We start from the raw sequence: 25,966 nt of genomic DNA, 5'->3' as shown, positions 1-25,966 counted from the left end.
CGGCGCCGGACACACGGTGTGCCGTTCCCGCGATCGGGCCCGCCGGTGGGACACAATGTCGCGATGCGGACATTTGCCCGGGTGTTGCACGCTGTTGTCGCTGGGGTCGTCGTCGGTGTCGCGGCCGGTCAGGGTGTCGCGACCGCCGGTCCCACCGGAAGCTCGGATCTGCTGCCCTGGTCGGCCACCGGACCCGACGGCGTCCAGGCCGCAGGCGCCGCCCTGGCCGACGGCATCACCGGCACGGTGCTGTGGTCGCGCGAGGCGCACACACCGGTGCCGATCGCCAGTATCGCGAAAGTGATGACGGCGGTCGTCGTGATCGCCGCCAACGACCTGGAACGCCCCGTCACCGTCCCGGCCGAGGCCTTCTCCTACTGCGGCAAGCACGGCGGCAGCACCGCCGGACTGAGCGCGGGCGAGGTCCTCACCGCCCGCCAGCTGCTCTACGGCCTGCTCCTGCCCTCGGGCTGTGACGCGGCCTACGCCCTCGCCGAATCCTTCGGCCCCGGCCAGGGCGGGTTCATCGGTCGGATGAACGACACCGCCCGCGTGATGGGCCTGGGCGGAACGCAATTCAGCGATCCCAGCGGGCTGCCCGAACCGCACGACTACTCGACCCTGTCCACGCCCGCGAACCTGGTCACCCTGGCGGTGCGCGCGATGACCATGCCGGTGTTCCGCGAGATCGTCGCCGCCAGGGACTTCTTCGTCCCCGCCGGGCCGGGCAACCGCGAACACGACTGGGAGACCACGAACCGTCTGCTGCGCGAATACCCGGGCACCATCGGCATCAAGACCGGCAACACCGACGCCGCGGGCCACTGCCTGCTGTTCGAGACGGTTCGCGCGGGCATCCCACTCGTCGGTGTGGTGCTGCACAGCTCCGACCACAGCAGCATCGTGGCCAAGCAGGACGCCGAGCGCATCCTGAACTGGGCCTACGACCCGATCCTGCGCGTGCTGCCCGCCGCGGGCTGACCCCGGCCCGGCACCCGGTGTCACGGAGGGGCGGCGCCGAGGGGTACTCGCCAGTACCGTGTGCCGGGTGAGTTCGATGATCAAATCGCCCGGCACGCAGGGACGGCCGGGCGTGGCGCTGGCCGCGGTGGTCGCGGTGGTGTTCGTGACCTTCCTCGATACGACCGTGGTGAGTGTGGCGCTGGGCGCCATCCGCACCGATCTGCTCGCCGATGTGACCGGGCTGCAATGGGTCGTCAACGCCTACACCGTGGTGTTCGCCGGATTGATGCTGGCGGGCGGTTCGCTCGGTGACCGGTGGGGCCGCAAACGCGTGATGATCGTCGGCCTGGTGATCTTCTGCGCCGGGTCGGTGGTGTCGGCGCTGGCCAGCAGCGTCGGCGTGCTGATCGCCGGGCGCGCGATCATGGGCCTGGGGGCGGCGGCGTCGGAACCGGGCACGTTGTCGGTGCTGCGCCACATCTTCCCCGAGAGCCGCAGTCGGGCCAAGGCCGTCGGCGTCTGGGCGGCGGTATCGGGGCTGGCGCTGGCGGCGGGTCCGGTGCTGGGCGGTGTGCTGGTGCACGCCTACGGCTGGCGCTCGATCTTCTGGTTCAACCTGGTGATCGGCGCGGTCGCGCTGGTCGCGGCGCTGTGGTCGGTGCCGGAGAGCGCCGATCCCCGACAGGAGCCGGTCGACTGGGCCGGTGCGGTACTCGGTGCCACCGCCTTCGCGACGGTGATCTACGCCGCGACCGTCGGCCCGGACTGGGGCTACACCTCGCCGAGGGTCCTGGCGCTGTTCGCGGTCGGTGGGTTGGCGTTGATCGGGTTCGTCCTGGTGGAGAAACGGGTCCGCGCACCGATGCTCGACCTGCGCTATCTGCGGCTACCGCTGGTGCGCAGCGCGCTGGTGGTCGCCTTCGCCGTCTACTTCGGCATCTTCTCCATCTTCTTCTTCACCGCGCTGTATCTGCAGGTGATGCAGTCGTATACGGGCGCGCGCACCGCCGGGATCTTCGCGCCCATGGCCGCCACCATCGTGCTCGGCGCGCTGGCCGCGGGCTTCTGGGTGGCTCGCCGCGGCGCGCGTATCCCGATGATCCTGGGCTGTGTGTTGGGCGCCACCGGCATCCTGCTGACCCGCTGGGCACTGGCCGGAACGGTGCACGATCCGTGGCTGGCCGCCGCGATGGGCGTGGCCGGGCTCGGTTTCGGTATCGCGGTCGTCCCGCTGACCTCGGCGGTGCTCTCGGGGGTGCCCGCCGAGCATTCCGGCATGGCCGCCGCCGCGACCAATACGATGCGCCAGATCGGGTCGGCCTTCGGCGTGGCGATCCTCGGCGCGCTGGTGAGCGGGTTCCTGTCGGCGGATCTGAAGGCGCGGATGACCGAACTGGGTCTGCCGACGACGCTGCAATACGACGCCATCGAGGCCGTCGAGCGCGGCGGAATTCCCGAGGGCACCAACATCACCCAGTTCCTGCCCTACTGGTCGAAGGTCTCCGAGGCGTTCGAGCTGGGCAAGGTGGCCTTCCATCACGGCTTGGAGGCGGCGCTGCTGGTGTCGGCGATCATGATCCTGCTGGCCGCGGCCTTCACCGCCGTGGACGCGGTGCGGCACCGCGCCGACATCACCTGATTCTCGCTCGGCGGGATTCTATTTCGGGAATCGTCCGATCCGCGCTGCTCAGCGCCGGTCTCCGGGTTCGGGCCCCGCGTCGCACGACGGTGCGGGGCCCGCGACCGGGTCGATACTCGGCGGGCCGGGTTCCGCGCCCGGCACGACGCTGTCGACCGTCGCGCACGAACGGAAACCCGCATGAGCCTCGAATTCCTCTGGTACATCCCCAATCAGGTCACGCCCGGCCATCGCGGGGAACCCGTCGTCGCCGACCACAACAGCCTGGACACCTTGACCGCGCACGCCCGCGCCCTGGAGGCCAACGGCTGGCAGGGCGCGTTGCTCGGCACCGGGTGGGGCCGTCCCGACACCCTCACCGTCGCCGCCGCGCTGGCCGCGCGCACCGAGACCTTCGAACCGCTCATCGCCATCCGCCCCGGCTACTGGCGACCCGCGAACTTCGCCTCCGCGGCCGCCACTCTCGATCACCTGACCGGCGGACGGGTGCGGGTGAACATCGTCTCGGGCAAGGACGATCTGGCCGCCTACGGGGACAGCGAGGGCGATCAGGCCGACCGTTACGCCCGCACCAGGGAATTCCTCCAGCTGGTCCGCAAGCTCTGGACCGAGGAGAACGTCACCTACCGGGGCGAACACTTCCAGGTCACCGACTCCACCGTGCGCCCACGCATCGAGCCCCGCGGCGACCGTCGGCATCCGACCCTCTACTTCGGTGGCGCCTCCGCGGCCGCCGAACGGGTCGCCGCCACCGAGGCCGACGTCCAATTGTTCTGGGGCGAGCCCCTCGACGGTGTCCGCGAACGGATCGACCGCCTGCGCGCGCTCAGCGCCGAACTCGGCCGCGAACACGCCCCGCTCGAATTCGGCCTGCGCATCACCACCTTCGTGCGCGACACCACCGAGCAGGCCTGGGCCGACGCCGAGGCCAAGGTCGCCGAGATGGCCAAAAGCGCCGGTGGAGAACAGAACCCGCGCCGTCGGGCCGCGGTCGGCCAGCAACGTCTGCTCGACCTGGCCGCGCGCGGTGACGTCCTCGACGACAACCTCTACACCGCGCCCGGCCGCTACGGCGGCGGGGGAGCGGGCACCACCTGGCTCGTCGGCTCCGCCGAGGACGTCGCCAAGTCCCTGCGCAAATACCGCGACCTGGGCATCACCCATTTCGTCCTCTCCGACACCCCCTACCTGCGCGAGATCGAACGCCAGGGCAACCAGCTGCTTCCACTGCTGCGCGAGTGACCGGGCCTCCGCCACGCGGAGACGATCCGGATCTGTCGGACCCCGCTGGCAGACTCGGCGCGTGCGATGGGCGATAGCGGAGTCGGGTGAGGGTGGCGCGCGCCTGTGTCCGCTCGACAGCGACGGGCGGCCCGCCGGACCGGTGCTCGTCGAACCCTCGCTGGTCGAAGCCGTCCGCTCGCGGCCCGAGGTGGAGCGGTGGGTGTGGCGATCGACCGCCGAGATCTACCGCGCCCTGCTCGCGGCCGGGGTGCGGGTGGAGCGCTGCTACGACGTGCAGGCGGCCGAGGCGCTGCTGACCGGGCACGAGGAAGGGCAGTCCGGGCAGGCCAGATCGCTGGCGGCGGCCTGGGCGCGGCTGCGTCGCCTGCCCGTGCCGCCGGACGCGCCGGTGCGGGCCGCCGACACCGAGCCCTCGCTGTTCGACTCGGCGCCGGTACCGCTGCCACCGGGAATCGACGAATTCGATGCCCTGCTGGAGGTATACGCCGGGCAGGTGGCGCGCACCGCGCGGACCCAGCATCCGGACCGGATGCGGTTGCTGCTGGCGGCCGAGTCGGCGGGCATGTTGGTCGCGGCCGAGATGTCGCGCGCGGGGATCCCGTGGCGCGCCGACATCCATCGCGAACTCCTGGACACCATGCTCGGTGAGCGTTTCGCGGGCGGTGGGGAACCGCGCAGGATGGTGGAACTGGCCGACGAGGTGTCGCGGGCCTTCGGGGTCAGGGTGCGGCCCGACCTGCCCGCCGAGATCGTCCGCGCCTTCGCCCGCGCGGGGATCGAGGTGTCCTCCACCCGCAAATGGGAACTGCAGCGCGTCGACCATCCCGCCGTCGCCCCGCTGCTGGCCTACAAGTCCCTCTATCGCGTGCACACCGCGCACGGCTGGTCCTGGCTCGACCAGTGGGTCCACGGCGGGCGGTTCCGTCCCGAATACCTGCCCGGCGGCACGGTGTCGGGACGGTGGACCACCAATGGCGGTGGCGCCCTACAGATTCCGAAGATCATCCGTCAGGCCATCCGCGCCGACCCCGGCTGGACCCTGGTGGTCGCCGACGCCGACCAGATGGAACCGCGCGTCCTGGCCGCCGTCTCCCGCGACCCCGCCCTGATGGCCGCCGCGGGCCGCCGCGAGGACCTCTACGCCGACCTCGCCGCCCGCGGCTTCGGCGGCGACCGCGCCCGCGCCAAGATGGCCATGCTGGGCGCCATCTACGGCCAGACCTCCGGCGACGCCCTGACCCACCTCGCCGCCCTGCGCCGCCGCTATCCCGCGGCCGTGGCCTACGTCGACGACGCCGCCCACGCCGGGGAAGAGGGCAGGCTGGTGCGCACCTGGCTGGGTCGCACCTGCCCGCCGGTCGCGGCCGAGGACAACCTGTCCGGCTTCACCGGCACCCCGGCCGCCAGGGCCCGGGGCCGCTTCACCCGCAACTTCGTGGTGCAGGGCAGCGCCGCCGACTGGGCCCTGCTGGTCCTGGCCGGTCTGCGCCACGCCCTCACCCACGCCGGGCTCCGCGCGGAACTGGTCTTCTTCCAGCACGACGAGGTGATCGTGCACTGCCCGGTCGAGGAGGCCCAGACCGTCGTGACGGCGATCGCCACGGCGGCCGACACGGCAGGCCGGATCGCCTTCGGCCCCACGCCGGTGCGTTTCCCGTTCACCACCGCCGTCGTGGACTGCTACGGCGACGCCAAGTGACGGCCGTGATTTCATCCGGCATTCATCGCCGGTTATCCGCCGCCGATAGCGTGGGGGGACGCGGAAGGAGTCCGGCGTCATGGAATTACGGCACCTCGTCTCGTTCATCACCATCGCCGAAGAGCTGCATTTCGGTCGCGCCGCGCAGCGCCTGCACCTGACCCAGCCGAGCCTGAGCGCGCAGTTGCAGAAGCTGGAGAAATCCCTCGGCGCCCAACTGGTCGCGCGCACTTCGCACCAGGTGCGGCTGACACCCGCCGGACGCGAGTTCGAGCGCCAGGCCCGGCTGATCGTGGCCCAGCTCGACCGCGCCGCGCAGGCCGCCAAGGCGACCGCGGAGGGCCGCGTGGGCCGCCTGAGCATCGGCTACAACCTGCCCGCCAGCAGACACGTGCTGCCCGCGGCGCTGACCAGGATGACCGAACGCCACCCCGATGTCGTGGTCTCGCTGTGGGAGAAGCGCACCGGCCCGCAGCTGGCCGCCCTGGCCGACGGCTCGCTGGACGTGGCCCTGGTCTACGGGCATCCCGGCACCGCGGACTATCGCTACCGTCGGCTGCTGCACCGGGTGCCGCTGGTCGCGGTGGTCGGCAGGCGACACCGCTGGGCCGACCGCCCCGGCATCCCGTTCGTCGAACTGCGCGATCAGGACTGTGTGCTGTTCGGCCGCGACCAGTGCCCGGCCATGTACGACACCATCCTGCGCGCGGCGGCCCAGAGCGGGATCTCCCTGCACGTCACCCACTCCGCCGACGACCCCGGCGCCACCGCGCACATGGTCTCGGTGCGCCCGCTGGTCGGCTTCGCCTCGCTGCCGAGAGCCGTCGCGATGGGAATGGGGGCGGCGCAGAGTGATTCGGTGGCGGTCAAACTCATCGATCCGGTGCCGACCTTGGATGTGTACGCGGTGTGGCGGGCCGAGGAGGCCAATCCCGCCGTGTCGCTATTCCTGGACTGTCTCGAGACCGGGGCGATGGACCGGGCGCTGTCGGCCTGACCCCGGTTACCACGCCACCGGCGGCGCGACCGGCCTCGTCGTGTTCCTCGACCCGGACTCCGCCGCCGGACGCGGTGCCGGAGCACGCGCGGCCACCGGCTGGACCGGCACGGACGTCCTGCCCGAGCCGTACACCCCCGACACCCCGCTGTCCGAGATCGTCGCCGCATTGCTCAGGGGACTCGCCGCGGGCACCGGCGAAGTCGACGCCCGGCACCCGGCCGTCACCGCCGCCGTGGCCGTCCTTCCGGACCTCGTCGCCACCGGCCCGGTCCGCACCGGCGAGGTCGCCGCGATCGTCGGACTCTCGGCCAGCCGCCTCACCCACCTGTTCAGCGCCCAGATCGGGCTGCCGATGCGCCGCTACATCCTGTGGCTGCGCCTGATGAACGCCGTGCACAGCGTCACCCGGTTCTACGGTCACAACGGCCTGATGAAACATCCCCTGCACCAGAGCGCCGAGATGGCCGCCGGGGTCGCCCCGCTCATCGTGCTCGGCATGCCCGTCGACGTCGCCGCCGCCCTGGCGCTGGCCGTGGCCGTGCAACTGCTGCTCCAGCACTCCAACGCCGACTACCGGGTCGGCCCACTGAAACACGTGCTCGCGCTCAATGAAGGACACCGCTTCTACGACCCGCACCGCCGCTTCAGCTCCGATCAGCTCGGTATGGCCGCGCACCCGGACTATCCGGTCGACTACCTCGGCCAGCTCACCGAGCCCTTCCGCCGCCGCTAGCCGACGGTCAACGCGCGGGCGCCGGTGGCGATCTCGGTCGCCTCGGCCAGGTCCAGCCGCCACTCCCGATCGGCGGCGGGCGCCGGGCCCTCGTGGTGGGTGACGCCCTCGGCGGTGATCACGTAGTGCAGCACGGTCTCCCCGATGTGCACCGTGACGGTGCCCGCGGGCACCAGCTCGGCGACGGCGCGACCCAGCGGCAGCGCCAGCCAGTGCGCGCGCACCGCGTCGGTCGGCTTGCGGTCGCCCAGCAGCGGCGTACCCCAGGCCGAGAGCGCGTCGAGCACCGGCCGCAGCGCCTGTCCCGACGCGGTCAGCTCGTAGCTCGAGCGCATGCCGTTGCGGTGATGGGTGAGCAGGCCCTCGCGTTCGAGATCCTTGAGCCGAGTGGCCAGCATGTCGGTGCTGATGCCGGGCAGGTCGGCGAACAGATCGCTGTAGCGGCGCGGCCCGGAACACAGTTCGCGGACCACCAGCAGGGTCCACCGGTCGCCGACGAGGTCGAGGGCACGGCTGACCGCGCAGTAGTGGTCGTAGCTTCGGCGTGGCACGTGTACTACCTTAACCAGTGGCTTGGAAAAACCAAGTGAAATCTTGGAAATACCAAGTAGTGTGTGCGGCAACCACGGTTCGGAGGGATGTTCATGCAGGTCAAGCAGTCCAGCAAGCTGTCGGGAGTGTCGTACGAGATTCGCGGTCCGGTCGCGGAGGAGGCCGCGCGGCTCGAGGCCGAGGGGCATCACGTCGTCAAACTCAACACCGGCAACCCGTTGATCTTCGGCTTCGACGCGCCCCCGGACCTGTTGCAGGACATGGTGCGTACGCTGCCGTCCTCCACCGGCTACACCTCCTCGAAGGGTCTGCTCTCGGCCCGGCGCGCGGTGGTGCAGTACTACCAGACCCTCGGGGTCGACGAGGTCGACGTCGAGGAGGTCTTCCTCGGCAACGGCGTCTCCGAGCTGATCATGATGGCGATGACCGCCCTGCTCGAGAACGGCGACGAGGTCCTCGTGCCCGCCCCGGACTTCCCGCTGTGGACCGCCGCCACCGCCCTCAACGGCGGCACCCCCGTGCACTACCTGTGCGACGAGGGCGCCGACTGGTACCCCGACCTGGCCGACATCACCGCCAAGATCACCGACCGCACCCGCGCCATCGTGCTCATCAACCCCAACAACCCGACCGGCGCGGTGTACCCGCCGGAGGTGCTGCGCGAGATCCTCGAGATCGCCCGCAAGCACAATCTGGTGGTCTTCGCCGACGAGATCTACGACAAGATCTACTACGACGACCTCGAGCACACCGCGGTCGCCTCCCTGGCGCCGGATCTGCTGTGCCTGACCTTCTCCGGCCTGTCCAAGAACTACCGCGCCGCCGGTCTGCGGTCGGGCTGGCTGGTGGTCTCCGGTCCCACCCGCCACGCCGCGAGCTACCTCGAGGGCCTGACCATGCTGGCCGGTCTGCGCCTGTGCGCCAATGTCCCCGCCCAGCAGGCGATCCAGGCCGCTCTCGGAGGACACCAGAGCATCTACGACCTCACCCTGCCCGGCGGCCGCCTGCGCGAACAGCGCGACCGCGCCTGGGAGGCCCTCAACGCCATCCCCGGTGTCTCCTGCGTCAAACCCAAGGGCGCCCTGTACGCATTCCCGCGCATCGACCTGGACATGTACCCCATCCACAACGACGAGAAGTTCGTCCTCGACCTGCTCCTGCAGGAAAAACTGCACATCGTGCAGGGCACCGGCTTCAACTGGCCCCGCCCCGACCACTTCCGCATCGTCACCCTGCCCCACGCCGACGAACTCGAAGCCATCATCGAACGCATCGGCCGCTTCCTGGCCACCTATCGGCAGTGATCGCCCCGGTCGGGTCTCAGCGCAGGCCCGACCGGACGAAGGCGTCGACGATGTGGCGTTGCAGGACGAGGTAGAGCAGCAGGACCGGCAGGCAGGCGAGGGCGGCCAGGGCCATCATCGGGCCCCACTGATCGCCTTCGGTGCCCATGAAGCTGCGCAGGCCCAGTTGCAGGACGGCGTTGGAACGGCGCAGCACCACGGCGGGCCAGAAGTATTCGTTCCAGGCGTTGATGAACAGCAGGATGCCCAGGGCGGCCAGGGCGGGCCGCAGATTGGGGACGACGACGGTCCACAGGATCGCCCAGGAGGACCGGCCGTCGACCCGGGCGGCGTCGACGAGCTCCTTCGGGAACGCGGTCATGTGCTGACGCAACAGCAGCACGGCCAGCGCCGAGCACAGGGTGGGCAGCACGCAACCGAGCAGGGTGTCGATCAGACCGAGCCGGGTGAGCAGCAGGTAGTTGGGCAGCATGGTCACCTGGAACGGCACCAGCCAGACACCCACGAACGCCAGGTACAGCAGCCGTCGCAGCGGGAAGGTGTACATCGCGAACGCGTAGGACGCGAGCAGGGCGATGAGTAACTGACCCACCGTCGAGAGGCCCGCGACCACGAAGGTGTTGACGATCATGCCCGCGACGTCCACCTTCCGCGCCGCGTCGAGATAGTTCTCGACCGACAGCGGCCACGGCACCGGCGCGAGCGACCCGACGTCGTCGGGCCTGCGCAGCGAGGTCGCGAACAGCCAGTAGATCGGGAACACGCACACCAGCGCCGTCGCGGCGAGCAGCAGATGGCTGCCCGCCCGGCGGAAACGGTCAATCATCATGCACGGCAACCTTGTCCGAGAGCCGGACGAGTACGGCGGCCAGTATCCCGAACCCCACGAACAGCAGCACTCCGGCCGCCGCGCCGAGTCCGGCGTCGAAGCTGTGGAAGGCGTAGTCCCAGAGCAGGTAGTAGATATTGGTGGTGGCCCGCGCCGGGCCGCCCTGGGTCATCGCGTCGATGAGCGGGAACGACAGCGTGGGCGTGAGCAGGACGGTGGTGAGCACCAGGAACAGCAGGGTGGGCGACAGCAGCGGCAGGGTGATCCAGCGACGGATCTGTCCCGGTGTGGCCCCGTCGACCCGCGCGGCCGCGCGGTAGTCGCCGTTGATCCCGGCCAGTCCGGCCCACACCACCAGTACCGCGAAACCGAGCAACTGCCAGCCGGTGATCACCACGATGACCCCCTGCGCGGTCGCCGAATCGTAGACCCAGTTCCGCCCGGAACCGGTCAGCTGGTCGACGAATCCGGTCCCCGGATGCAGCAGCCACCGCCACACCGCCGCGGCCGCGACCGGGGCGACCAGGAACGGCGCGAACACCAGCGCCTGGTAGATCGTGCGCGCCCGACCGCGCACCCGCCGCGCGGCCAGCGCGAGAAGCACCGGCAGCACGACAGTGCACGGCAGCAGGCCCAGAATCAGTGTCGCGGTGCGACCCAGCGCGGCCCAGAAGTCCGGAAGGGTCAGCAGCCGGGTGTAATTCGCGGTTCCCACCGGCCGCATGGGCGCGGTCGGGAGCAGGTTCCACGAATAGGTCGACAGCTGGACCGCCTGCACCAGCGGCTGATACGTCCACACCACCAGCAGGATCAGCGCCGGAGCCAGATACAGATAGGGGACCAGTCGGCGGCCGACCGCGCGCCGGGTGAGGCGGCGGGGTCGGGGCGCGGGGGAGACGGTGGCGGGTGCGTGATCGAGGACGAACACGTCAGCGACCCCGCGCGGCCAGGGTGGCGAGCTGGGCGAGCACCTCGGCCTCGGCCCGGTCGTAGACCGCGGTGGCCGGGGACGCCTCGATCGCGGTGGCCACCATCGTCTCGCCGACGAGATCGATTCTGCTGTAGCCGAATCCGGTGAACCCCCGGTGCCTGCCCACCGGCGGCAGCGGGTCGATCCGGTAGGACAGCGCGGGCCCGATCCACACCGGAATCCCCGCCAGCGCCGCGGCCCCGGTGAGGTGGTTGTGCCCGCACAGGATCATCCGCACATCCGACCCGGCCAGCACCTCGGCCAGCCGGTGGGCGTCCTCGAGCTTGAGGAAGTCGACGGTGGCGACCGCCGAGGGCAGCGGCGGATGGTGCAGCACCAGCACCGTCCCGCGCGGTGCCGGGGTGCGCAGTTCCGCCGCCAGCCGATCCAGCTGGGCTTGCTCGAGGCGGCCGTCGTGCCTGCCGGGTGTCGTGCTGTCGAGGGCCAGGACGCGCACCCCGGCCACCTCGGTGCGGTGATCGTGCGGGACCGTGGGGTCGATGGGGGCGCGGTCGAGCAGTTCCGCCGCGAAGGCGACGCGCTCGTCGTGATTGCCCATGACGTAGACGAGTTCGGCGCCGAGCTCGGCCGCGACGGGTGCGACCAGGGCGCGCAGCCGCCGGTAGGCCGCGGGCGCGCCGTCGTCGGCGAGATCGCCGGACAGCACCAGGGCGTCGACCCGCTGCCCGGCGGTGCGCAGGTGGGTGAGTACCCGGCGCAGATTCGCCTCGGTGTCCACCGCGCCGTGGACGAGCTCACCGGGCGCGCGCAGATGGGTGTCGGTGAGCTGGATCAGCGTGAACTCGCTCATGACGCGGGCAGGAGTTCGGTGCCCGCGGCCTGCGCGGCGGCCAGGGTGGACCACGGATCCCGCCCCTGGAACACGATCGCCTCGACCGCGTCCATCATCCCGTCGCGCACCTGCAGATAATTGTCGCCGGGCATCGACACCCACGGCTCCATCGTCGCGAGCTGGGCGACGTTGGGCGCCAGCAGCGGGTTCTTCGCGGCCCAGTCCGCGAGTCCGTCGGGCTGGTCGAGCAGACCCGTGCGCAGCGGCAGATAGCCGATACCGCGCGCGATCCGGATATAGGACTCCTCGCTGGTGAGGAACTCGATCAGCGTCCAGGCGGCCCGCTGCCGGACCGGATCATCGCTCAGGATGTGCAGTCCCGCACCGGAATTCGTCGGCACGGCGGGCTTGTCGCCGAAGGTGGGCATGGGTGCCGAGCGCAGGTCCCAGCGGCCCTCGGCGCCGGTGACGAAGGTGCCCTGGATGGCGCTGGTCTCGAGGATCATCCCGATCTCGCCGCGCGCGAAGGCCTCGTAGCCCTGCTTCTGGGTGAGCCTGGGCATGGCCCCGGTGTTCACCAGATCCTGTGCCATCCGGGTCACCTCGACGGCGGGGTCCTCGGCGTAGGTGAGGGTCCGGCGGTCCGCGGACAGGACCCGGCCGCCGTTGGACCGCACCAGCGACTGGAAGCACCAGTCCTTGGCGGTCTTGGTGAGACAGTCGATGTAGACGCCGCCCCGGCCGGTGCGCTCGGCGATCCGAGCCGCCGCGGTGGCGACCTCGGCCCAGGTGGCGGGCGGACGGGCCGGGTCGAGCCCGGCCTCGGTGAACAGCGAGGCGTTGACGTACAGCACGGGCGTGGAGAACACGAACGGCACACCGTAGGTGTGGCCGTCCCAGTCGTCGAGAGTGCGGGCGCGCGGCGCGTAGGCGTGCGGGGCACCGTCGAGATTGCGGTCGACCTCGGCCCGGCCGACGAGCACATCCAGGGGTTTGGCCCGCAACTGGTGCACGGTGAAGTCGAGATCGCTGAACCCGAGCTGGGCCACATCGGGCGGGGTGCCCGCGACGATCTGGTTCTGGATGCTGGAGATGGTGTCGGTGGCCGGATTCGGGCTGTTGCCCTGCGGCTTCTGCGCGGTGACAGTGATATTCGGATGTCGCTTGCCGAACTCGGTGATCAGCGCGTCGAAGGTGTCCGTCCAGGCACCCGCCATCCCGTAGTTGTAGGACTCGAAGGTGATCGAGACCCGGTGGTCGGCGGCCAGTTCCGGAATCGGCGCGGCGGCGGTGGTCTCGGAGGACACGGTCGTGCCCAGACCACAGCCGCTGAGCACGAGCGCGGCGGTGAACACCACGCCCAGCACGGGCAGGGTGCGCTTCATGGTGGTACTCCTCATCGGTGGGTCGTGCGGGGATCAGGCGACGGGAACGGCCGCCGCGTCCGGGTAGGGGACCGGCTGCCAGGTGAGCCGCAGGCCGCTGTCGGGATCGAACAGGTGGAGGTCGGCGGGATCGGCGCGGAGGGCGATGTCCGCGCCCACCCGCACCCCGGCCGGTCGCGGGGCCCGCACGCACAGGCTCGTGGTGCCCGCGTCCAGGTGAACCAGTTCCTCGCTGCCGAGGTTCTCGACCATCCGGACCGTGCCGCGCACGGCTCCGGCGGGGTCGAGCCGCAGGCGTTCGGGACGGATCCCGGCGATCACCGCGGTGTCGATGGGGAGATCGCCGGTGAGGCCCAGCGGGGTGTCGACACCGTCAGCGGTCAACCACAGCGCGTCGGCGCGCGACCGGACGACGGCGGGGAACAGATTCATCGGCGCCGACCCGAGGAAACCGGCGACGAAGGTGGACCGCGGCCGGTCGTACAGATCCGCGGGTGTGCCGCACTGCGCGATCCGCCCGCCGTCGAGCAGGGCGATGCGTGAGGCCATCGTCATCGCCTCGACCTGATCGTGGGTGACGTAGAGGAACGTCGCCCCCAGTCGCCGGTGCAGCGCGATCAGCTCGGCCCGCGTGGCGCTACGCAGCTTGGCGTCCAGATTCGACAGCGGTTCGTCCATCAGGAACGCCCCCGGATCGCGCACCATGGCCCGCGCCAGCGCCACCCGCTGCCGCTGCCCACCCGACAGCTCGCCGGGCTTGCGTTCCAGCAGCGCCGACAGCTCGAGCGTCGCCGCCACGGCCTCGACCCGCCGGGCGATGTCCCCGCGCGGCATCCGCCGGGCCCGCAGCGGGAACCCGATGTTGCCCGCCACCGACAGATGCGGGTACAGCGCGTAACTCTGGAACACCATCGCCAGGTCGCGGCGCTGCGGCGCCACCTCGGTCACATCGACCTCGTCCACCAGCACCCGCCCGGCGCTGGGCTCGACCAGCCCCGCGATCATCCGCAGCAGGGTGGACTTCCCGCACCCGCTCGGGCCGAGCAGGACCAGGAACTCGCCGTCGGCGATGTCGAGGCTCACCTCCCGCACCGCGTACTCGGTCCCGAACCGCTTCGAGACCGCCTCGATCCGTACTCGTGCCACGTCTCTCCTCCGACCGCCGTGGATGCTCCGCGGTCAGTGTCGACGGCGGCGCGTCCCGGAGGTCGTGGCGATAGACGATCTCGATCGCCCGAAAGGCATCCCGCCCGGTGCGGGGTTGCGCTCGGGGTGATTCCAATCCTGTGCGCGGCCCGCGCGGGGTGGTTTTCTGTGACCGGATCAACGAGGTTCGAGCGAAAGGCCACCCTATGTCCGTCGACGACACTGCCCCGGGGACCGCCGTACGGGTGGTCAAGCTCGGCGCCCACATCGGTGCCCGCATCGACGGCGTGCGCCTCGGTGGCGAGCTCGACCCGGCGACCGTGGCCACCGTGCGCGCCGCGCTGGCCGAGCACAAGGTGATCTTCTTCCGCGGCCAGCATCACCTCACCGAGGACGGCCAATACGAGTTCGCTCAGCTGCTGGGCACCCCGACCACCCCGCACCCCACCGTCACCTCGGCGGGCGCCAAGAGCCTGGCCATCGACTCGCACCAGACCCGCTCCAATGTCTGGCACACCGACGTCACCTTCGTCGACCGGGTACCCAGCGCCTCGATCCTGCGCGCGGTCGCCCTGCCCAGCTACGGCGGCTCCACCACCTGGGCCTCCACCGTGGCCGCCTACGACGCGCTGCCCGCGCCACTCAAGCTGCTGGCCGAGAACCTGCGCGCCCGCCACACCAACCGCTACGACTACGCCGCCGACATCGAGGACCACGCCGACGACAAGGACCGCGCCTACCGCGACGAGTTCGAGTCCACCTACTTCGAGACCGAGCACCCCGTGGTGGAGGTGCACCCCGAGACCGGCGAGCGCGCGCTGCTGCTCGGCTGCTTCGTCAAGGAGATCGTCGGCGTGTCCGGCAACGAGTCGCGCGCCCTGTTCCGCCTGTTCCAGGACCGGGTGACCCGCCTCGAGCACACCACCCGCTGGGACTGGTCCCTCGGTGACGTCGCCATCTGGGACAACCGCGCCACCCAGCACTACGCCGTGGACGACTACGACGGCAGCGAGCACCGCAGGCTCACCCGCATCACGCTGGCCGGACCGGTCCCCGTCGGCGTCGACGGGACACCGAGCACGGTGATCTCCGGTGACGCGCAGTCCTACGTCCGTGCCCCGCTGCCCCGTGCGGCCTAGGAATTGACCACCCCCGCAACACCTCCGATGCCGCGGTTCCCCGCCCGAACGCACCGTATGGATTACCCTTCGACGACACGACCGTCCGGTGATCACGCGCGAACAGGTCCCCACCGGCCCGGCCCGACGATGGGATTCCCGTGAATTTGTGGAACTATGTCCGGGGGCGCGGGGAGGTGCTGACGTTCCTCACCTATCAGCACGCCTCCCTCGCCTTCCAGACCGTCCTGGTGGGCACGGTGGTCGCGCTGCTCATCGCGGTCGCGGTCTACCGCCTGCCCCTGGCCTCGGCGCTCACGCTCACCTCGAGCCGCGTCGCGCTGACCATTCCCTCCCTGGCGCTGCTGGCCCTGCTGCTGGTGCCCTTCGGCCTGGGCGTGGTGCCCTCGTTCATCATGCTGGCGTTCTTCGCGGCCCTGCCGGTGATCGGTAACGCGATTGTCGGCCTGCGCTCGGTGCCCGCCTCGGTGATCGAGTCCGCGCGCGGAATCGGGTTGTCGCGCTGGCGGATCCTGCTCACCGTCGAGTTCCCGATCGCCTGGCCGGTGATCCTCACCGGCATCCGGGTCTCCACCCAGATGATCGTGGGCGTGGCGGCCATCGTCGCCTACGTGCTCGGTCCCGGCCTGGGCTCCCTGATCTTCAACGGCCTGTCCCGCCTGGGCGGCGCCAATGCCCTCGAGATGGCGCTGACCGGCACCATCCTCATCGTCGTGATCGCGTTGGTGTTCGACGCGCTCCTCGTCCTGCTCGGACGCCTCACGATCGCCAAAGGACTGTCATGACCGATGTGACCAGCCAGCCCGCCCCGGCGGCACCGGAGCGCAATGTCACCGGCGCGTCGATCACCCTCGACGGGGTCGTCAAGCGCTACAAAGGCCAGGACAAGCCCGCGGTCGAGCGCCTCGACCTCGAGATCGACGCCGGGCACATCGTCGCCTTCGTCGGCCCCTCGGGCTGTGGTAAGACCACCACGCTCAAGATGATCAACCGGCTGATCGAGCCCACCGAGGGCCGGATCCTCATCGACGGTCGCGATGTCACCCGGGAGGACCCGGACAAGCTGCGCCAGTCGATCGGCTATGTCATCCAGTCCGGCGGCCTGTTCCCGCACTGGACGGTCGCCAAGAACATCGGCGCCATCCCACGGGTGCTCGGCTGGGACAAGAAGCGCATCGCCGAACGCACCGAATACCTGCTCGATCTCGTCGGTCTCGACCCGGCCACCTTCGCCGACCGGCTGCCCAAGGACATGTCCGGCGGCCAGCAGCAGCGCGTCGGCGTGGCCCGCGCGCTGGCCGCCGACCCACCGGTGCTGCTCATGGACGAACCGTTCGGCGCGGTCGACCCGATCACCCGGGTCCGCCTGCAGGACAGCCTGATCGCCATCCAGCACGAACTCGGCAAGACCATCGTCATCGTCACCCACGATTTCGAGGAAGCCACCAAGCTCGGCGACAAGGTGCTCATCCTGTCCGAGGGCGGCCACGTCGAGCAGTACGCGCGGCCCGAGGAGATCCTCACCGATCCGGCGACGCCGTTCGTGGAGGAATTCGTCGGCTCCGGCGCGAAACTGGCCTACCTCACCGTCTCCCGGGTGCGCGATGTCGACTACGACCCGGTCACCACCGCCCGCATCGGCGAATCGGCGTCCGCGGTGATCGACCGCGCCAAGGCGGCCGGGCACACCTGGGTGGTGGTGGTCGACGCCGCCGGACGCCCCCGGTCCTGGCCCTCGCTGACCGAGGTCGCCACCAAGCCGGAGGTCTCGGACTACCTCGACCGCAGGCTGCCGGTGGTCGCGGAATCCTCCACGCTCAACGACGCGCTCGACGCCATGCTGGCGGCCAGCCAGGGCGCCACCCTGGTCACCGACGGTCGCGGCGCGGTGGTCGGTTCGCTGAGCATCGGCTCAGTGACCGACGTGATCCAGACGAAGCTGGCCGAGGGGCACGCCGCCGAGACCGAACCCTCCTACGAGACCTACGTGGACGGGTCCGACCCGACCCCGACCCCCGTCGTCGCCGCCGACGACACCCCCGGAACGGCCGAACCGTCGTGAACCGGCTGCGGCGCCTGCCGATCGACGTGTGGTTCGAGCCGATCATCATCGTGGTGATCGGCTTGGGCTACCTGTTCTGGTACCGGTCCACGACCTTCACCCCCACCGAACAGGCCTCGCTGGGCTGGGCCAACCTGCAGACCACCATCGTCGAGCACATCCGGCTGACCGTGGTCGCCACACTGATCGTGGTCGTGGTGGCGATTCCGCTCGGCATCGCCCTGACCCGCCCGGCGTTGAAGCGGCTGGAACCGATCGCGGTGAACATCGCCAATATCGGGCAGGCCGCGCCCGCGGTGGGTCTGCTGGTGCTGTTCACCTTCTGGCTCGGCACCGGATTCCGTACCGCGATCGTGGGTCTGGTGGTCTACGCCATCCTGCCGATCCTGCAGAACACCATCGTCGGGCTGCGGCAGGTCGACCAGCGCACCATCGAGGCCGCGCGCGGCATCGGCTTCTCGGCCGCGCGCACGCTGGTGCAGGTCGAGCTGCCGCTGGCGGTGCCGGTGATCCTCAACGGTGTGCGCACCGCGCTGGTCATCCTGGTCGGCACCGCCACGCTGAGCACCTTCATCGGTGCCACCAGCCTGGGCACCCTGATCACCACCGGGGTCACCCTGTTCCTGCCCAAACTGCTCATCTCCGGCGCCGTGCTCGTGGGGCTGCTGGCGTTGATCATCGATTGGCTCGGTCGGCTCGTGGAGCTGGCCGCGACCCCGCGAGGTATCGCATGAGGCGGGTACGGTTCGGCGCCGCGCTGGTCGCCACGATGACGCTGCTGCTCACCGGCTGCGGGCTGGTGAGTTCGTCCGGCACGTTCCACGACGCGACCCTGCCCGGCGGCGAACGGCCGCTCGAGGGCGCCTCGCTGGTCGTCACCTCGAAGAGCTTCACCGAGGGCGTGCTGCTGGGCAAGATCACCGCGACCTATCTGGCCGCGGCGGGCGCCTCCGTCACCGATCTCACCGGCGCGCCGGGCTCGGCCTCCTCGCGGCAGGCCCAGCTCAACGGTGACGCCGACGTCCTGTGGGAGTACACCGGCACCGGCTGGGTCAACTACCACAACCAGACCGAGACCATCGCCGACCCGGGCGAGCTGTGGCAGCGCGTGCACGACATCGAGAAGCGCGACTACGACCTGGAGTGGCTGCCCCCGGCCAACTTCAACGACACCTACGCCTTCGCCGCCTCGGCCCCGACCGCCCAACGGCTGGGCGTGCGGTCGCTCTCGGAGGTCGCCGCGCTGCCGGTGGCCGACCGCACGTTCTGCGTCGACGACGAGTTCTTCAGTCGATCCGACGGTTTCATCCCGATGCTGGAGAAGTACGGCATCCCCTACAACACCCCGAACGGCGTGCCCACCGGCAATGTCACCCGGATGGACGCCGGTGTCGTCTACACCGCCACCGCCAAGAGCGAACCCTGCAATTTCGGCATGGTCTACACCACCGACGGCCGGGTGAAGAATCTGAATCTCACCGTCCTGGACGACGATCAGAAGTTCTTCCTGCCCTACAGCGGCACGGCCGTGGTGCGCGGCGAGGTCATCGAGGCGCATCCGGAACTGCGCGCGCTGCTCGGCACCATCTCCGAACGCCTCACCGACGACCTGATGCAGGAACTCAACGGCCGCGTCGACATCGACGGCGAAGACCCCGCCGATGTCGCCTACGACTGGCTGCGCAGCGAGAACCTGATCGAATAGGCCGACCTCACGCGGTCCCCAGCACGGCTTCGGGGACCGGCGCGAAGATCGCGGCGAAGTAGGTGGTGAGCTCGGCTGTCGAGGCGGGACGGGCGGCGAGGCCGAGGTAGCCGTCGGGCCGGACCACGAAGACCGACCCCGACCGCGCCCGGTACTGCCGAGCGAACTGGCCGTCGCCGTCGCGGACGATCGGTAGTCGGGTCGGCCCGATCGTGGCGTCCGGCGCGGCGACGAGATAGGTGTCGATTCGGCCCTTGGTCAACGTTCGCAGCAGTTCGACGTGCCGCTCGATGGTGTCGAGTGCCGTTGCCTCGCAGGCGCCCTCGACATACCAGAGCGCGGTGTGGTCGGGGCCCGCGAGCAGGGGGAGCAGGCGCAGCGGGGAACTCACCGCGTCGCGGGTGAGTCCGGTCGCGTCCGGGGCGAGGGTGCCCGGCGCGGGTGAGCCGGGCGCGGCGGCGACGATCGGACTGTCGCCGTAGTCGATCAGCAGTTGGGCCTCGCGCAGCAATACCCGCGTCGCGTCGGTCTCCCCGGCGCCGATGCCCTCGCGCGCGGCACGGACCGTGCGCCCGACCACCTCCTCGCCGACCGGTCTGCGCTCGGCGTCGTAGCTGGCCAGCAGGGTGGGACTCGCCGCCTCGGCGACCGCCAGCGCGAGTTTCCAGGCGAGATTGTGCGCGTCCTGGATCCCGGTGTTCATGCCCTGCGCCCCGGTCGGCGGATGGATGTGGGCGGCGTCGCCCGCGACGAACACGCGCCCGCGCGAATAGGTGTCGACGATGCGATGGCTGATCCGGAACACCGACGACCAGCGCAGGTGCGAGGCCGTCGTCGGCTCGGGTGCCAGCCGGTCGAGCACCGCCTGGATAGCGGCCAGATCGGGCGCGGTTCCGGCACCGAAACCGTGCTCGACCCGGTCACCGCCCACCGACGTCGAGATCTCCAGCTCCGGAGGCACCCGCATGGACACCCGGTAGCGGTGCTTGCCCGGCAGCGGGATACACACCAGCACGTCGTCGGTGGCGCCGTCGGTGTGCCGCGTCGCCCGCACGGCGTATCCGCGCGGCTGGGACCACGCCAACTCGACATCGCCGAGCATGTACTGCTCCTCGAACGCCGCACCCTCGAAGTTCAGACCGAGCGTCTTGCGGACGGTGCTGTGCGCGCCGTCGCAGCCCACCAGGTACCGGGTCCGGATCGTGTGCTCCCCGTCGGGTCCGGTGAGGATCGCGTGGACGCCGTCGTCGTCCTGGGTGAACCCGGTCAGCGCGACCCCGCGTTCGACCCGGGTGCCCCGGGCGGCCAGGTGCTCCCAGAGGATCCGTTCGGTCTCGTACTGGGGGAGCCCGACGAAATCGAAGGGGATCTCGGGCGGCAACGTCAACTCGACCCGGCCCGCTTCGACCCCGTCGACGTACACGAGCTGCCCGCGCAACTGGATCGAGGCGTCGAGGACCTCCCGCAGGATGCCCATCGCCTCGAACAGTTCGAGGGTCCTGGGTTGGATGCCGACCGCCTTGGCATAGCGCGGGGGATCGGCCTGCGCGTCGATGATCCGACAGCGCACACCCCGCCGCACCAACTCGGCGGCGGCCGCCGAGCCCACCGGCCCGGCCCCGACGATCAGTACATCGGTATCGAACATGCGACATCACCTCGCGATGGAAGCCCCCGCCTCATGCTGTCCGCTGATCGTACGCCCACCCCTCTCACCGACGACTTTCCATACTATCGGGTATGGAGGGCGATTCTTCGTAGTATGTTCAGGCCACGCGCCACGCTCGCGCGTGTCTGTCGAGCGAATTTCCCGTCAGGAGGCCGACATTGGCCGATTCCGTCCGCGGACGAGTCCACAAGATCCCCGCGGTGCGCTGCCCGTCGGCCTTCCGCTACTGGGAGGCCCGCCGTAGCCCGGTGGTCCGGCGCCTCGAACGGATCTTCACCACGCTCACGCGCCGCTCGCCGTTCCCCACCGACGAGCAGGCCGCGGCGCTGTGCGCGGACCTGTTCACCGGCGACCCGGTCGCCGAACGCTTCGTCGCCGAGGTGCTGCACGGCGATATCGGCTCGACGGCCGGTCGTCGGATGCTCGACACCGCGCTGGCCGAGGGCATCGCCGCGGTACCCGACGCCCCGGACGCGCTGCGCGCGCTGTTCGCCGAGTTCGAGACCGTGCCGGATTGGGTGGTGCCGGATCTGGTGGAACAGGGCGCGGCGATCTGGCGCCGCTGGGGGACCATGCTGTTCAGCTTCGCCGGTGCCGAAACCCTCGAGATGTACACCGAGGCCGCGGTCGCGACCCCGCTGTCGCTGGCGGGCGGCTACGCCGGAGACAGCGCGCTGCGCCGCTTCCTGGAGACCACCCGCTTCTGGATGGACGTCTCCGCCCGCGACGCCCTGCTCACTCCCGGCTCCACCGGACGGGCCACCGCGCTGAAGGTGCGGGTCATGCACGTCTCGGTGCGGGCCGCCGTCGCCGGGCATCCCGAATGGGACCTCGAGCGGTGGGGTCTGCCGATCAGCCAGACCTACCAGCTGCTCACCCTGCTGGCGGGCAGCGTCACCCCCGGCCTCGGCCTGTGGGCGCTGGGCTACCAGACCACACCGTCGGAAATCCGTGCGCTGCTGCATTTCCAGCGCTACCTGGGCCACCTGCTCGGCGTGCGAGTGAGCTGGTATCCGGAGACGGTCACCGACGCCCTCCGGATCCTCGCCATGACCATGGTGTCCCGGTCCTACGACGCGGGCCAGCACGGCACCGAACTCATCGAGTCCTACCCGGCCGCCTTCGCCCCCCGCGACGGCCACCGCGGCCTCACCCGCCTGCGCGAGCACTACAACCACCGGATCAACTCGGTGTACGCGGCCATGTACATGGCCCCCGGCACCCGCCGCCACTACACCCTGCCCCGTGCCTTCCCCTGGATCCTCATCCCCATCCTGCGCTTCCCCCTGATCACCCTCACCGAACTCGCACGCCGAGCTTGCCCACCCTTCGCCCGCGCCCACGAACACGTCATGCTCGCCCACCGCGAGAACTGGTACCGCGCCCAGATGCACGGCCGCGAAGCCGCTTTCGCCGCGACCGGAGCCCTACGCCGATGAATCGGTGGTGATGAAGCGGAAGAACTCGCGGCGTTGGTCGGGGGTGGGGGTGGGGAGGTTCTGGTTGCCGTGGACGAAACCGATACCGGCGAAGCACATCAGGCCCGCGCGCATGCGCGCCTGGTCGGGGGAGAAGCCCAACTCGATCAGGGTGTCGGCGAGGGTGTGGAAGATCCGCTGGTCCAAGGCCCGGACCGCCTCGGCTACATCGGTATTGGCGCGGGCCCAGTCGCGGACGGCGAGTTCGATCTGCCAGACGCGGTCGCCGGCGAGCAGCTCGCCCATGCGCTCCAGGCGCGCTCGCGGCGGGAGCGCGTCGAGGCCGCCGAACCCGCGGGCCGCGTCGTTCTGGTCGGCGCACCAGTAGCGGGCGGTGGTCTCGAGCAGTTGGTCGATGCCGTCGAAGTGCCAGTAGAAGCTGCCCTTGGTCACGCCGAGTTCGTCGCACAGTTTCGCGATGGTGATCGCGGCGACGCCGTCGCGCGACAGCACCCGTAGGGCCGCGTCGGTCCAGTCGGTGACCCCGAGCCTGCGCGCCGCACCGCGAGCCGACGCCGCTTTGCGCTTGGACACCGGCGGGGCCGGTCGCGAGGTGTCGGTCATGCTCGTCTTTCCGTCGGGAGCACCGTCAGCCTATCGCCCGGCGCGGCTCACTCCGGGGCGGGCGCCTTCGGCGGCCGAGTGCGTCGAGCGCTGGTCTGATCGATGCGCGGGTCCTCGGTCACGGGATAATGCCGGACGTACTCCGACAGGAAGGCCTGCACGGTCGCGGTCGCCGGAATCGCCAGCAGCGCACCGACGGCGCCGAGCAGCGCGCCCCCGGCCAGCACCGCCAGCAGGGCGATCGCCGGGTTCACATCGACGGTGCGGGCGGTGATGCGCGGCTGCAGCAGATAGTCCTGGATCCACTGGTAGAGCACCGCGAACACGATGATCCACACCGCGTCCAGCGGGTCCACGGTCAACGCCACCAGCACCGGCAGGATCGCGGCGATATAGGTGCCGAAGGTCGGGATGAACGCGGAGACCACACCGAACCAGATACCCAACGCGAGGGGATTCGGGATGTGCAGGATCGCCAGGAACGCCCCGTGCGCGATCGCGGAGACGATGGCCAGCAGCGCGCGCGAATACAGGTAGCCGCCGGTCTTGTCGATGGCCAGGTCCCAGGCGTGCAGGAAGGTCTCCTGCCGGGTCGCGGGCAGCAGCGAGCACACCGTGCGCCGCACCCGCGGCCCGCCCGCGGTGAGGTAGATGCTGAACAGCGCGATGGTCAACAGCTGGACCAGCCCGCCCAACACCGTCGTCGACACGCCCCAGGCATTGTCGGCGGCGGTGCGCGCGTATCCCTCGATGAGATCGGACTCGCGCAGCAACCGCTGGCTCAGATCGTGCATGGTGAACTGCTGGTCGAAGGTGCGGTTCACCCAGCGGATGCCGTCGTCGAGCAGCCGGGGTGTCTCGTGCGCCAGATTCGTCGTGGTCTCCACCAGCAGCGTCACCAGCGCGGCGAGGAAACCGAGCACGCAGAGGAAGGTGGCGACGAAGACCAGTCCGGTGGCGAGTCCGCGCGGCATCCCGCGCCGCACCAGCACCGCGACGGCCGGTTCCATCGCCAGCGCGACGAAGAACGCGACCAGCAGGATGATCAGGAGGCCGAGCAACCGGTGGAAGGCCCAGTCGGCCAGCAGGAACAACCCGAAGAAGACCAGGCCGAGCACCATCGCCCTCGGCAGCCACGGCGGCATCCTGGGCGGGGTGCGCCTGGTCGGTGGGGTGTCCGGGGAGTCGGTGTCCACGGCTCCCAGTGTCACCCCGGACCGGCCCGTCGTCCGGCACCGACGCGGCCCGCGCGCGGGGCTGGGTAGATTCACGGACATGGAACTTGGTGAACCCAGCCGCACCGCCCTGGCCACCGCCTACGCCCGCGCCTACCACCAGGTCGCCGACGAACCGCGCGTCTTCACCGATCTGCTGGCCGGACGCATCCTCGGCGTCACCGACGCCGAACTGGCCGCCCTCGACACCGCGGGCCCCGACCATCCCGGCCACGCCGGGGCGAGTCATCGCCCGCGCCGCCTGTTCATCGCCGCGCGTGCGCGTTTCGCCGAGGACGCGGTGCGCGACGCGGTGGCCTCCGGAACCCGGCAGGCGGTCGTCCTCGGCGCGGGCCTGGACACCTTCGCCTGCCGCAACCCGTATCCACGGCTGCGGGTCTTCGAAGTCGATCACCCCGCCACCCAGGCATGGAAACGCGAACGCCTCGCCACCGCCGACATCACCCCGCCCGACACCCTGACCTTCGCCCCCGTCGACTTCGAAACCGACACCCTGGCCGCCGGATTGGCCGCCGCGGGTTTCGACCGCACGGCCCCGGCGATCTTCGTCTGGCTCGGCGTGGTCGTCTATCTGACCACCTCCGCCATCGACGCCACCCTCGACTACTTGGCGGGCCAGGCCACCCCCACCGACCTGGTCTTCGACTACGGCACACCCCCGGCCACCCCCGCCGACCACACCGCCCTGCGCGCCCGCGCGGCCCGCGTCGCCGCCGTCGGCGAACCCTGGCTCAGCTATTTCACCCCCGCCGACATCGCCGCCAGACTCCGCCGATTCGGCTTCACCCACATCGAGGACCACCCCGCCCAGAACCTCATCACCACCTACACATCCCTGCTCGACGTCACCTTCCCCGGCCCCCACCTCATCCGCGCTACCCGCTGACCGGCCGCGGCGCGGGAGAACCCTTCCATGACGGCACCGGGTGTGTGAACGACGAAAGCGACAGCGTCGGTGGAAGATTCGTTGCGGACCGTGTGCGGGATGCCGCCCGCGAGGGGGACGACGTCGTGCCGGGTGGCGGTGACGCGGCGGGTGTGTCCGGGTTCGCCGATGTCAATGGATCGGCCGCTGACCGACGGGCAGCCGCGCGCGGTGAACACCGCCGTGCTGTTGCGCGAGGCGTTCCAGACCCTCAACGACCGGGTGCTCATCCGGCTGGCCGACTCGGGACACGCGGCGGGGCTGGAGCGATTGCGCGCCGATCTGCGCGCGATCATCGCCGACTAGCGGTCCGGGCGGGAGAAGACCGCGACCAGGAAGTCGGCGTCGTCGGTGAACGGGCGCAGGTCCCAAGTGGAGAGCAGGACGTCGGCGCGCAGACCCGCGGCGGCGGCGTCGGCGAGGAATTCCGGGAAGGCGTAGCCGCGATCGGCGCCGAAGCCGGTCACGACTCGGCCGGTCGGGGTGAGGTGGCGGGCGAAACCGGCGAGCACGGCGGCGCGGGTCGACGGCGCGACGAAGGTCAACACATTGCCCGCACACACGATGGCGTCGAAACCCGCACCGGGCAGGTCCAATTCGGCCAGATCACCCACCAGCCAGGTGGGGCCGGGATGATCCGCGCGCGCCGCCTCGATCAGTACCGGATCGACATCCACCCCGACCACCTCGTGCCCGGCTTCGTGCAGATAGCCGCCGATCCGCCCCGGCCCGCACCCCGCGTCGAGCACCCGGCTGCCGCGCGCCAGCATGGCGTCGACCAGCCGCGCCTCACCCACGATGTCCTGCCCCTGGGCGGCCAACGCGCGGAATCGCTCGACATACCAGGCGGAATGGTTCGGGTCGGCGGCGGTGAGTTCCTCCCAGCCGCTCGGTGTGCGCTCGTGCGATGACGCGCCCATACTCGTCTCCT

The 25,966-nt window shown here is 70.5% G+C and carries 25 protein-coding genes; 15 read left to right on the top strand and 10 right to left on the bottom strand.

The window, feature by feature from the left end; all coding sequences use genetic code 11:
- Window positions 1-63: 63 nt before the first annotated feature.
- The 6 genes from QC180_RS10530 (at window position 64) to QC180_RS10505 (ending at window position 7,279) form a co-directional block, all read left to right on the top strand.
- The gene (locus tag QC180_RS10530) at window positions 64-981 is read left to right on the top strand and encodes a D-alanyl-D-alanine carboxypeptidase family protein (protein ID WP_278262463.1); all 918 of its coding nucleotides are present in this window, start codon (window positions 64-66) and stop codon (window positions 979-981) included.
- Window positions 982-1,057: 76 nt separating this feature from the next.
- Window positions 1,058-2,602, top strand: coding sequence for an MFS transporter (locus QC180_RS10525; protein ID WP_278262581.1), 1,545 nt, complete (start codon window positions 1,058-1,060; stop codon window positions 2,600-2,602).
- A 180-nt stretch (window positions 2,603-2,782) separates the two neighbouring features.
- On the top strand, window positions 2,783-3,844 hold the full coding sequence (locus tag QC180_RS10520) for an LLM class flavin-dependent oxidoreductase (RefSeq protein ID WP_278262462.1): 1,062 nt from the start codon (window positions 2,783-2,785) through the stop codon (window positions 3,842-3,844).
- Between the two features lie 61 nt (window positions 3,845-3,905).
- Complete coding sequence (locus QC180_RS10515; protein ID WP_278262461.1) at window positions 3,906-5,546, top strand: bifunctional 3'-5' exonuclease/DNA polymerase; 1,641 nt, start codon at window positions 3,906-3,908, stop codon at window positions 5,544-5,546.
- A gap of 79 nt (window positions 5,547-5,625) precedes the next feature.
- Window positions 5,626-6,543 (top strand): LysR family transcriptional regulator, encoded by a 918-nt coding sequence (locus QC180_RS10510; RefSeq protein ID WP_278262460.1) that lies wholly within the window; start codon window positions 5,626-5,628, stop codon window positions 6,541-6,543.
- Between the two features lie 40 nt (window positions 6,544-6,583).
- The gene (locus QC180_RS10505) at window positions 6,584-7,279 is read left to right on the top strand and encodes a hypothetical protein (RefSeq protein ID WP_278262459.1); all 696 of its coding nucleotides are present in this window, start codon (window positions 6,584-6,586) and stop codon (window positions 7,277-7,279) included.
- On the opposite strand, the gene QC180_RS10500 is transcribed toward QC180_RS10505, so the two are convergent.
- On the bottom strand, window positions 7,276-7,830 hold the full coding sequence (locus QC180_RS10500; RefSeq protein ID WP_278262458.1) for a winged helix-turn-helix transcriptional regulator: 555 nt from the start codon (window positions 7,828-7,830) through the stop codon (window positions 7,276-7,278). The genes QC180_RS10505 and QC180_RS10500 overlap by 4 nt on opposite strands.
- 87 nt (window positions 7,831-7,917) lie before the next feature.
- Here QC180_RS10500 and QC180_RS10495 point away from each other — a divergent pair, with 87 nt between their 5' ends.
- The gene (locus QC180_RS10495; RefSeq protein ID WP_278262457.1) at window positions 7,918-9,135 is read left to right on the top strand and encodes a pyridoxal phosphate-dependent aminotransferase; all 1,218 of its coding nucleotides are present in this window, start codon (window positions 7,918-7,920) and stop codon (window positions 9,133-9,135) included.
- Between the two features lie 16 nt (window positions 9,136-9,151).
- Here QC180_RS10495 and QC180_RS10490 read toward each other — a convergent pair whose 3' ends face one another.
- Genes QC180_RS10490 through QC180_RS10470 form a run of 5 tightly spaced genes read right to left on the bottom strand, consistent with a single transcriptional unit; the run spans window position 9,152 to window position 14,258 of the window.
- The gene (locus QC180_RS10490) at window positions 9,152-9,964 is read right to left on the bottom strand and encodes a carbohydrate ABC transporter permease (protein ID WP_278262456.1); all 813 of its coding nucleotides are present in this window, start codon (window positions 9,962-9,964) and stop codon (window positions 9,152-9,154) included.
- Entirely contained in the window at window positions 9,954-10,892 is a 939-nt protein-coding gene (locus tag QC180_RS10485; protein ID WP_278262455.1) for a carbohydrate ABC transporter permease, read from the bottom strand. Before QC180_RS10485 ends, QC180_RS10490 begins: the two co-directional genes overlap by 11 nt.
- A gap of 1 nt (window position 10,893) precedes the next feature.
- Complete coding sequence (locus QC180_RS10480; RefSeq protein WP_278262454.1) at window positions 10,894-11,745, bottom strand: metallophosphoesterase; 852 nt, start codon at window positions 11,743-11,745, stop codon at window positions 10,894-10,896.
- Entirely contained in the window at window positions 11,742-13,112 is a 1,371-nt protein-coding gene (locus tag QC180_RS10475; RefSeq protein WP_278262453.1) for an ABC transporter substrate-binding protein, read from the bottom strand. The genes QC180_RS10480 and QC180_RS10475 overlap by 4 nt, the downstream gene beginning before the upstream one ends.
- A 33-nt stretch (window positions 13,113-13,145) precedes the next feature.
- Window positions 13,146-14,258 carry an ABC transporter ATP-binding protein gene (locus QC180_RS10470; RefSeq protein WP_278262452.1) on the bottom strand — a complete coding sequence of 371 codons (1,113 nt, stop codon included), beginning with the start codon at window positions 14,256-14,258 and terminating at the stop codon, window positions 13,146-13,148.
- A gap of 206 nt (window positions 14,259-14,464) precedes the next feature.
- Between QC180_RS10470 and QC180_RS10465 the strand changes: the two genes are divergently transcribed.
- The 5 genes from QC180_RS10465 to QC180_RS10445 all read left to right on the top strand — a co-directional run bounded on the left by QC180_RS10465 (window position 14,465) and on the right by QC180_RS10445 (window position 19,164).
- Window positions 14,465-15,397, top strand: coding sequence for a TauD/TfdA dioxygenase family protein (locus QC180_RS10465; protein ID WP_278262451.1), 933 nt, complete (start codon window positions 14,465-14,467; stop codon window positions 15,395-15,397).
- Window positions 15,398-15,537: 140 nt separating this feature from the next.
- Window positions 15,538-16,182, top strand: coding sequence for an ABC transporter permease (locus QC180_RS10460; RefSeq protein ID WP_278262450.1), 645 nt, complete (start codon window positions 15,538-15,540; stop codon window positions 16,180-16,182).
- Window positions 16,179-17,459 (top strand): ATP-binding cassette domain-containing protein, encoded by a 1,281-nt coding sequence (locus tag QC180_RS10455; RefSeq protein ID WP_278262449.1) that lies wholly within the window; start codon window positions 16,179-16,181, stop codon window positions 17,457-17,459. Before QC180_RS10460 ends, QC180_RS10455 begins: the two co-directional genes overlap by 4 nt.
- Window positions 17,456-18,193: an ABC transporter permease gene (locus QC180_RS10450; protein ID WP_278262448.1), complete on the top strand. Its 738-nt coding sequence runs from the start codon at window positions 17,456-17,458 to the stop codon at window positions 18,191-18,193. The genes QC180_RS10455 and QC180_RS10450 overlap by 4 nt, the downstream gene beginning before the upstream one ends.
- Window positions 18,190-19,164 (top strand): glycine betaine ABC transporter substrate-binding protein, encoded by a 975-nt coding sequence (locus QC180_RS10445; RefSeq protein ID WP_278262447.1) that lies wholly within the window; start codon window positions 18,190-18,192, stop codon window positions 19,162-19,164. The genes QC180_RS10450 and QC180_RS10445 overlap by 4 nt, the downstream gene beginning before the upstream one ends.
- 7 nt (window positions 19,165-19,171) lie before the next feature.
- Here QC180_RS10445 and QC180_RS10440 read toward each other — a convergent pair whose 3' ends face one another.
- Complete coding sequence (locus tag QC180_RS10440; protein ID WP_278262446.1) at window positions 19,172-20,812, bottom strand: FAD-dependent monooxygenase; 1,641 nt, start codon at window positions 20,810-20,812, stop codon at window positions 19,172-19,174.
- A 179-nt stretch (window positions 20,813-20,991) separates the two neighbouring features.
- Between QC180_RS10440 and QC180_RS10435 the strand changes: the two genes are divergently transcribed.
- Window positions 20,992-22,272, top strand: coding sequence for an oxygenase MpaB family protein (locus QC180_RS10435; protein ID WP_278262445.1), 1,281 nt, complete (start codon window positions 20,992-20,994; stop codon window positions 22,270-22,272).
- Here QC180_RS10435 and QC180_RS10430 read toward each other — a convergent pair.
- Window positions 22,261-22,875, bottom strand: coding sequence for a TetR/AcrR family transcriptional regulator (locus tag QC180_RS10430; RefSeq protein ID WP_278262444.1), 615 nt, complete (start codon window positions 22,873-22,875; stop codon window positions 22,261-22,263). The genes QC180_RS10435 and QC180_RS10430 overlap by 12 nt on opposite strands.
- A 47-nt stretch (window positions 22,876-22,922) precedes the next feature.
- Window positions 22,923-24,071 carry an AI-2E family transporter gene (locus QC180_RS10425; RefSeq protein ID WP_278262443.1) on the bottom strand — a complete coding sequence of 383 codons (1,149 nt, stop codon included), beginning with the start codon at window positions 24,069-24,071 and terminating at the stop codon, window positions 22,923-22,925.
- A gap of 79 nt (window positions 24,072-24,150) precedes the next feature.
- Here QC180_RS10425 and QC180_RS10420 point away from each other — a divergent pair, with 79 nt between their 5' ends.
- Window positions 24,151-24,996: a class I SAM-dependent methyltransferase gene (locus tag QC180_RS10420; protein WP_278262442.1), complete on the top strand. Its 846-nt coding sequence runs from the start codon at window positions 24,151-24,153 to the stop codon at window positions 24,994-24,996.
- Window positions 24,997-25,164: 168 nt separating this feature from the next.
- Window positions 25,165-25,341 carry a hypothetical protein gene (locus QC180_RS10415; RefSeq protein ID WP_278262441.1) on the top strand — a complete coding sequence of 59 codons (177 nt, stop codon included), beginning with the start codon at window positions 25,165-25,167 and terminating at the stop codon, window positions 25,339-25,341.
- Here the strand turns inward: QC180_RS10415 and QC180_RS10410 are convergent.
- Complete coding sequence (locus QC180_RS10410; RefSeq protein WP_278262440.1) at window positions 25,338-25,955, bottom strand: class I SAM-dependent methyltransferase; 618 nt, start codon at window positions 25,953-25,955, stop codon at window positions 25,338-25,340. The genes QC180_RS10415 and QC180_RS10410 overlap by 4 nt on opposite strands.
- Between the last annotated feature and the right edge of the window lie 11 nt (window positions 25,956-25,966).

The organism is Nocardia anocheti, from assembly GCF_029675105.1.
In the GTDB taxonomy this organism is placed as follows: Bacteria; Actinomycetota; Actinomycetes; order Mycobacteriales; family Mycobacteriaceae; genus Nocardia.
Note: the sequence above shows the minus strand (reverse complement) of the source record. Positions and strands in the feature narration are given on the sequence as shown.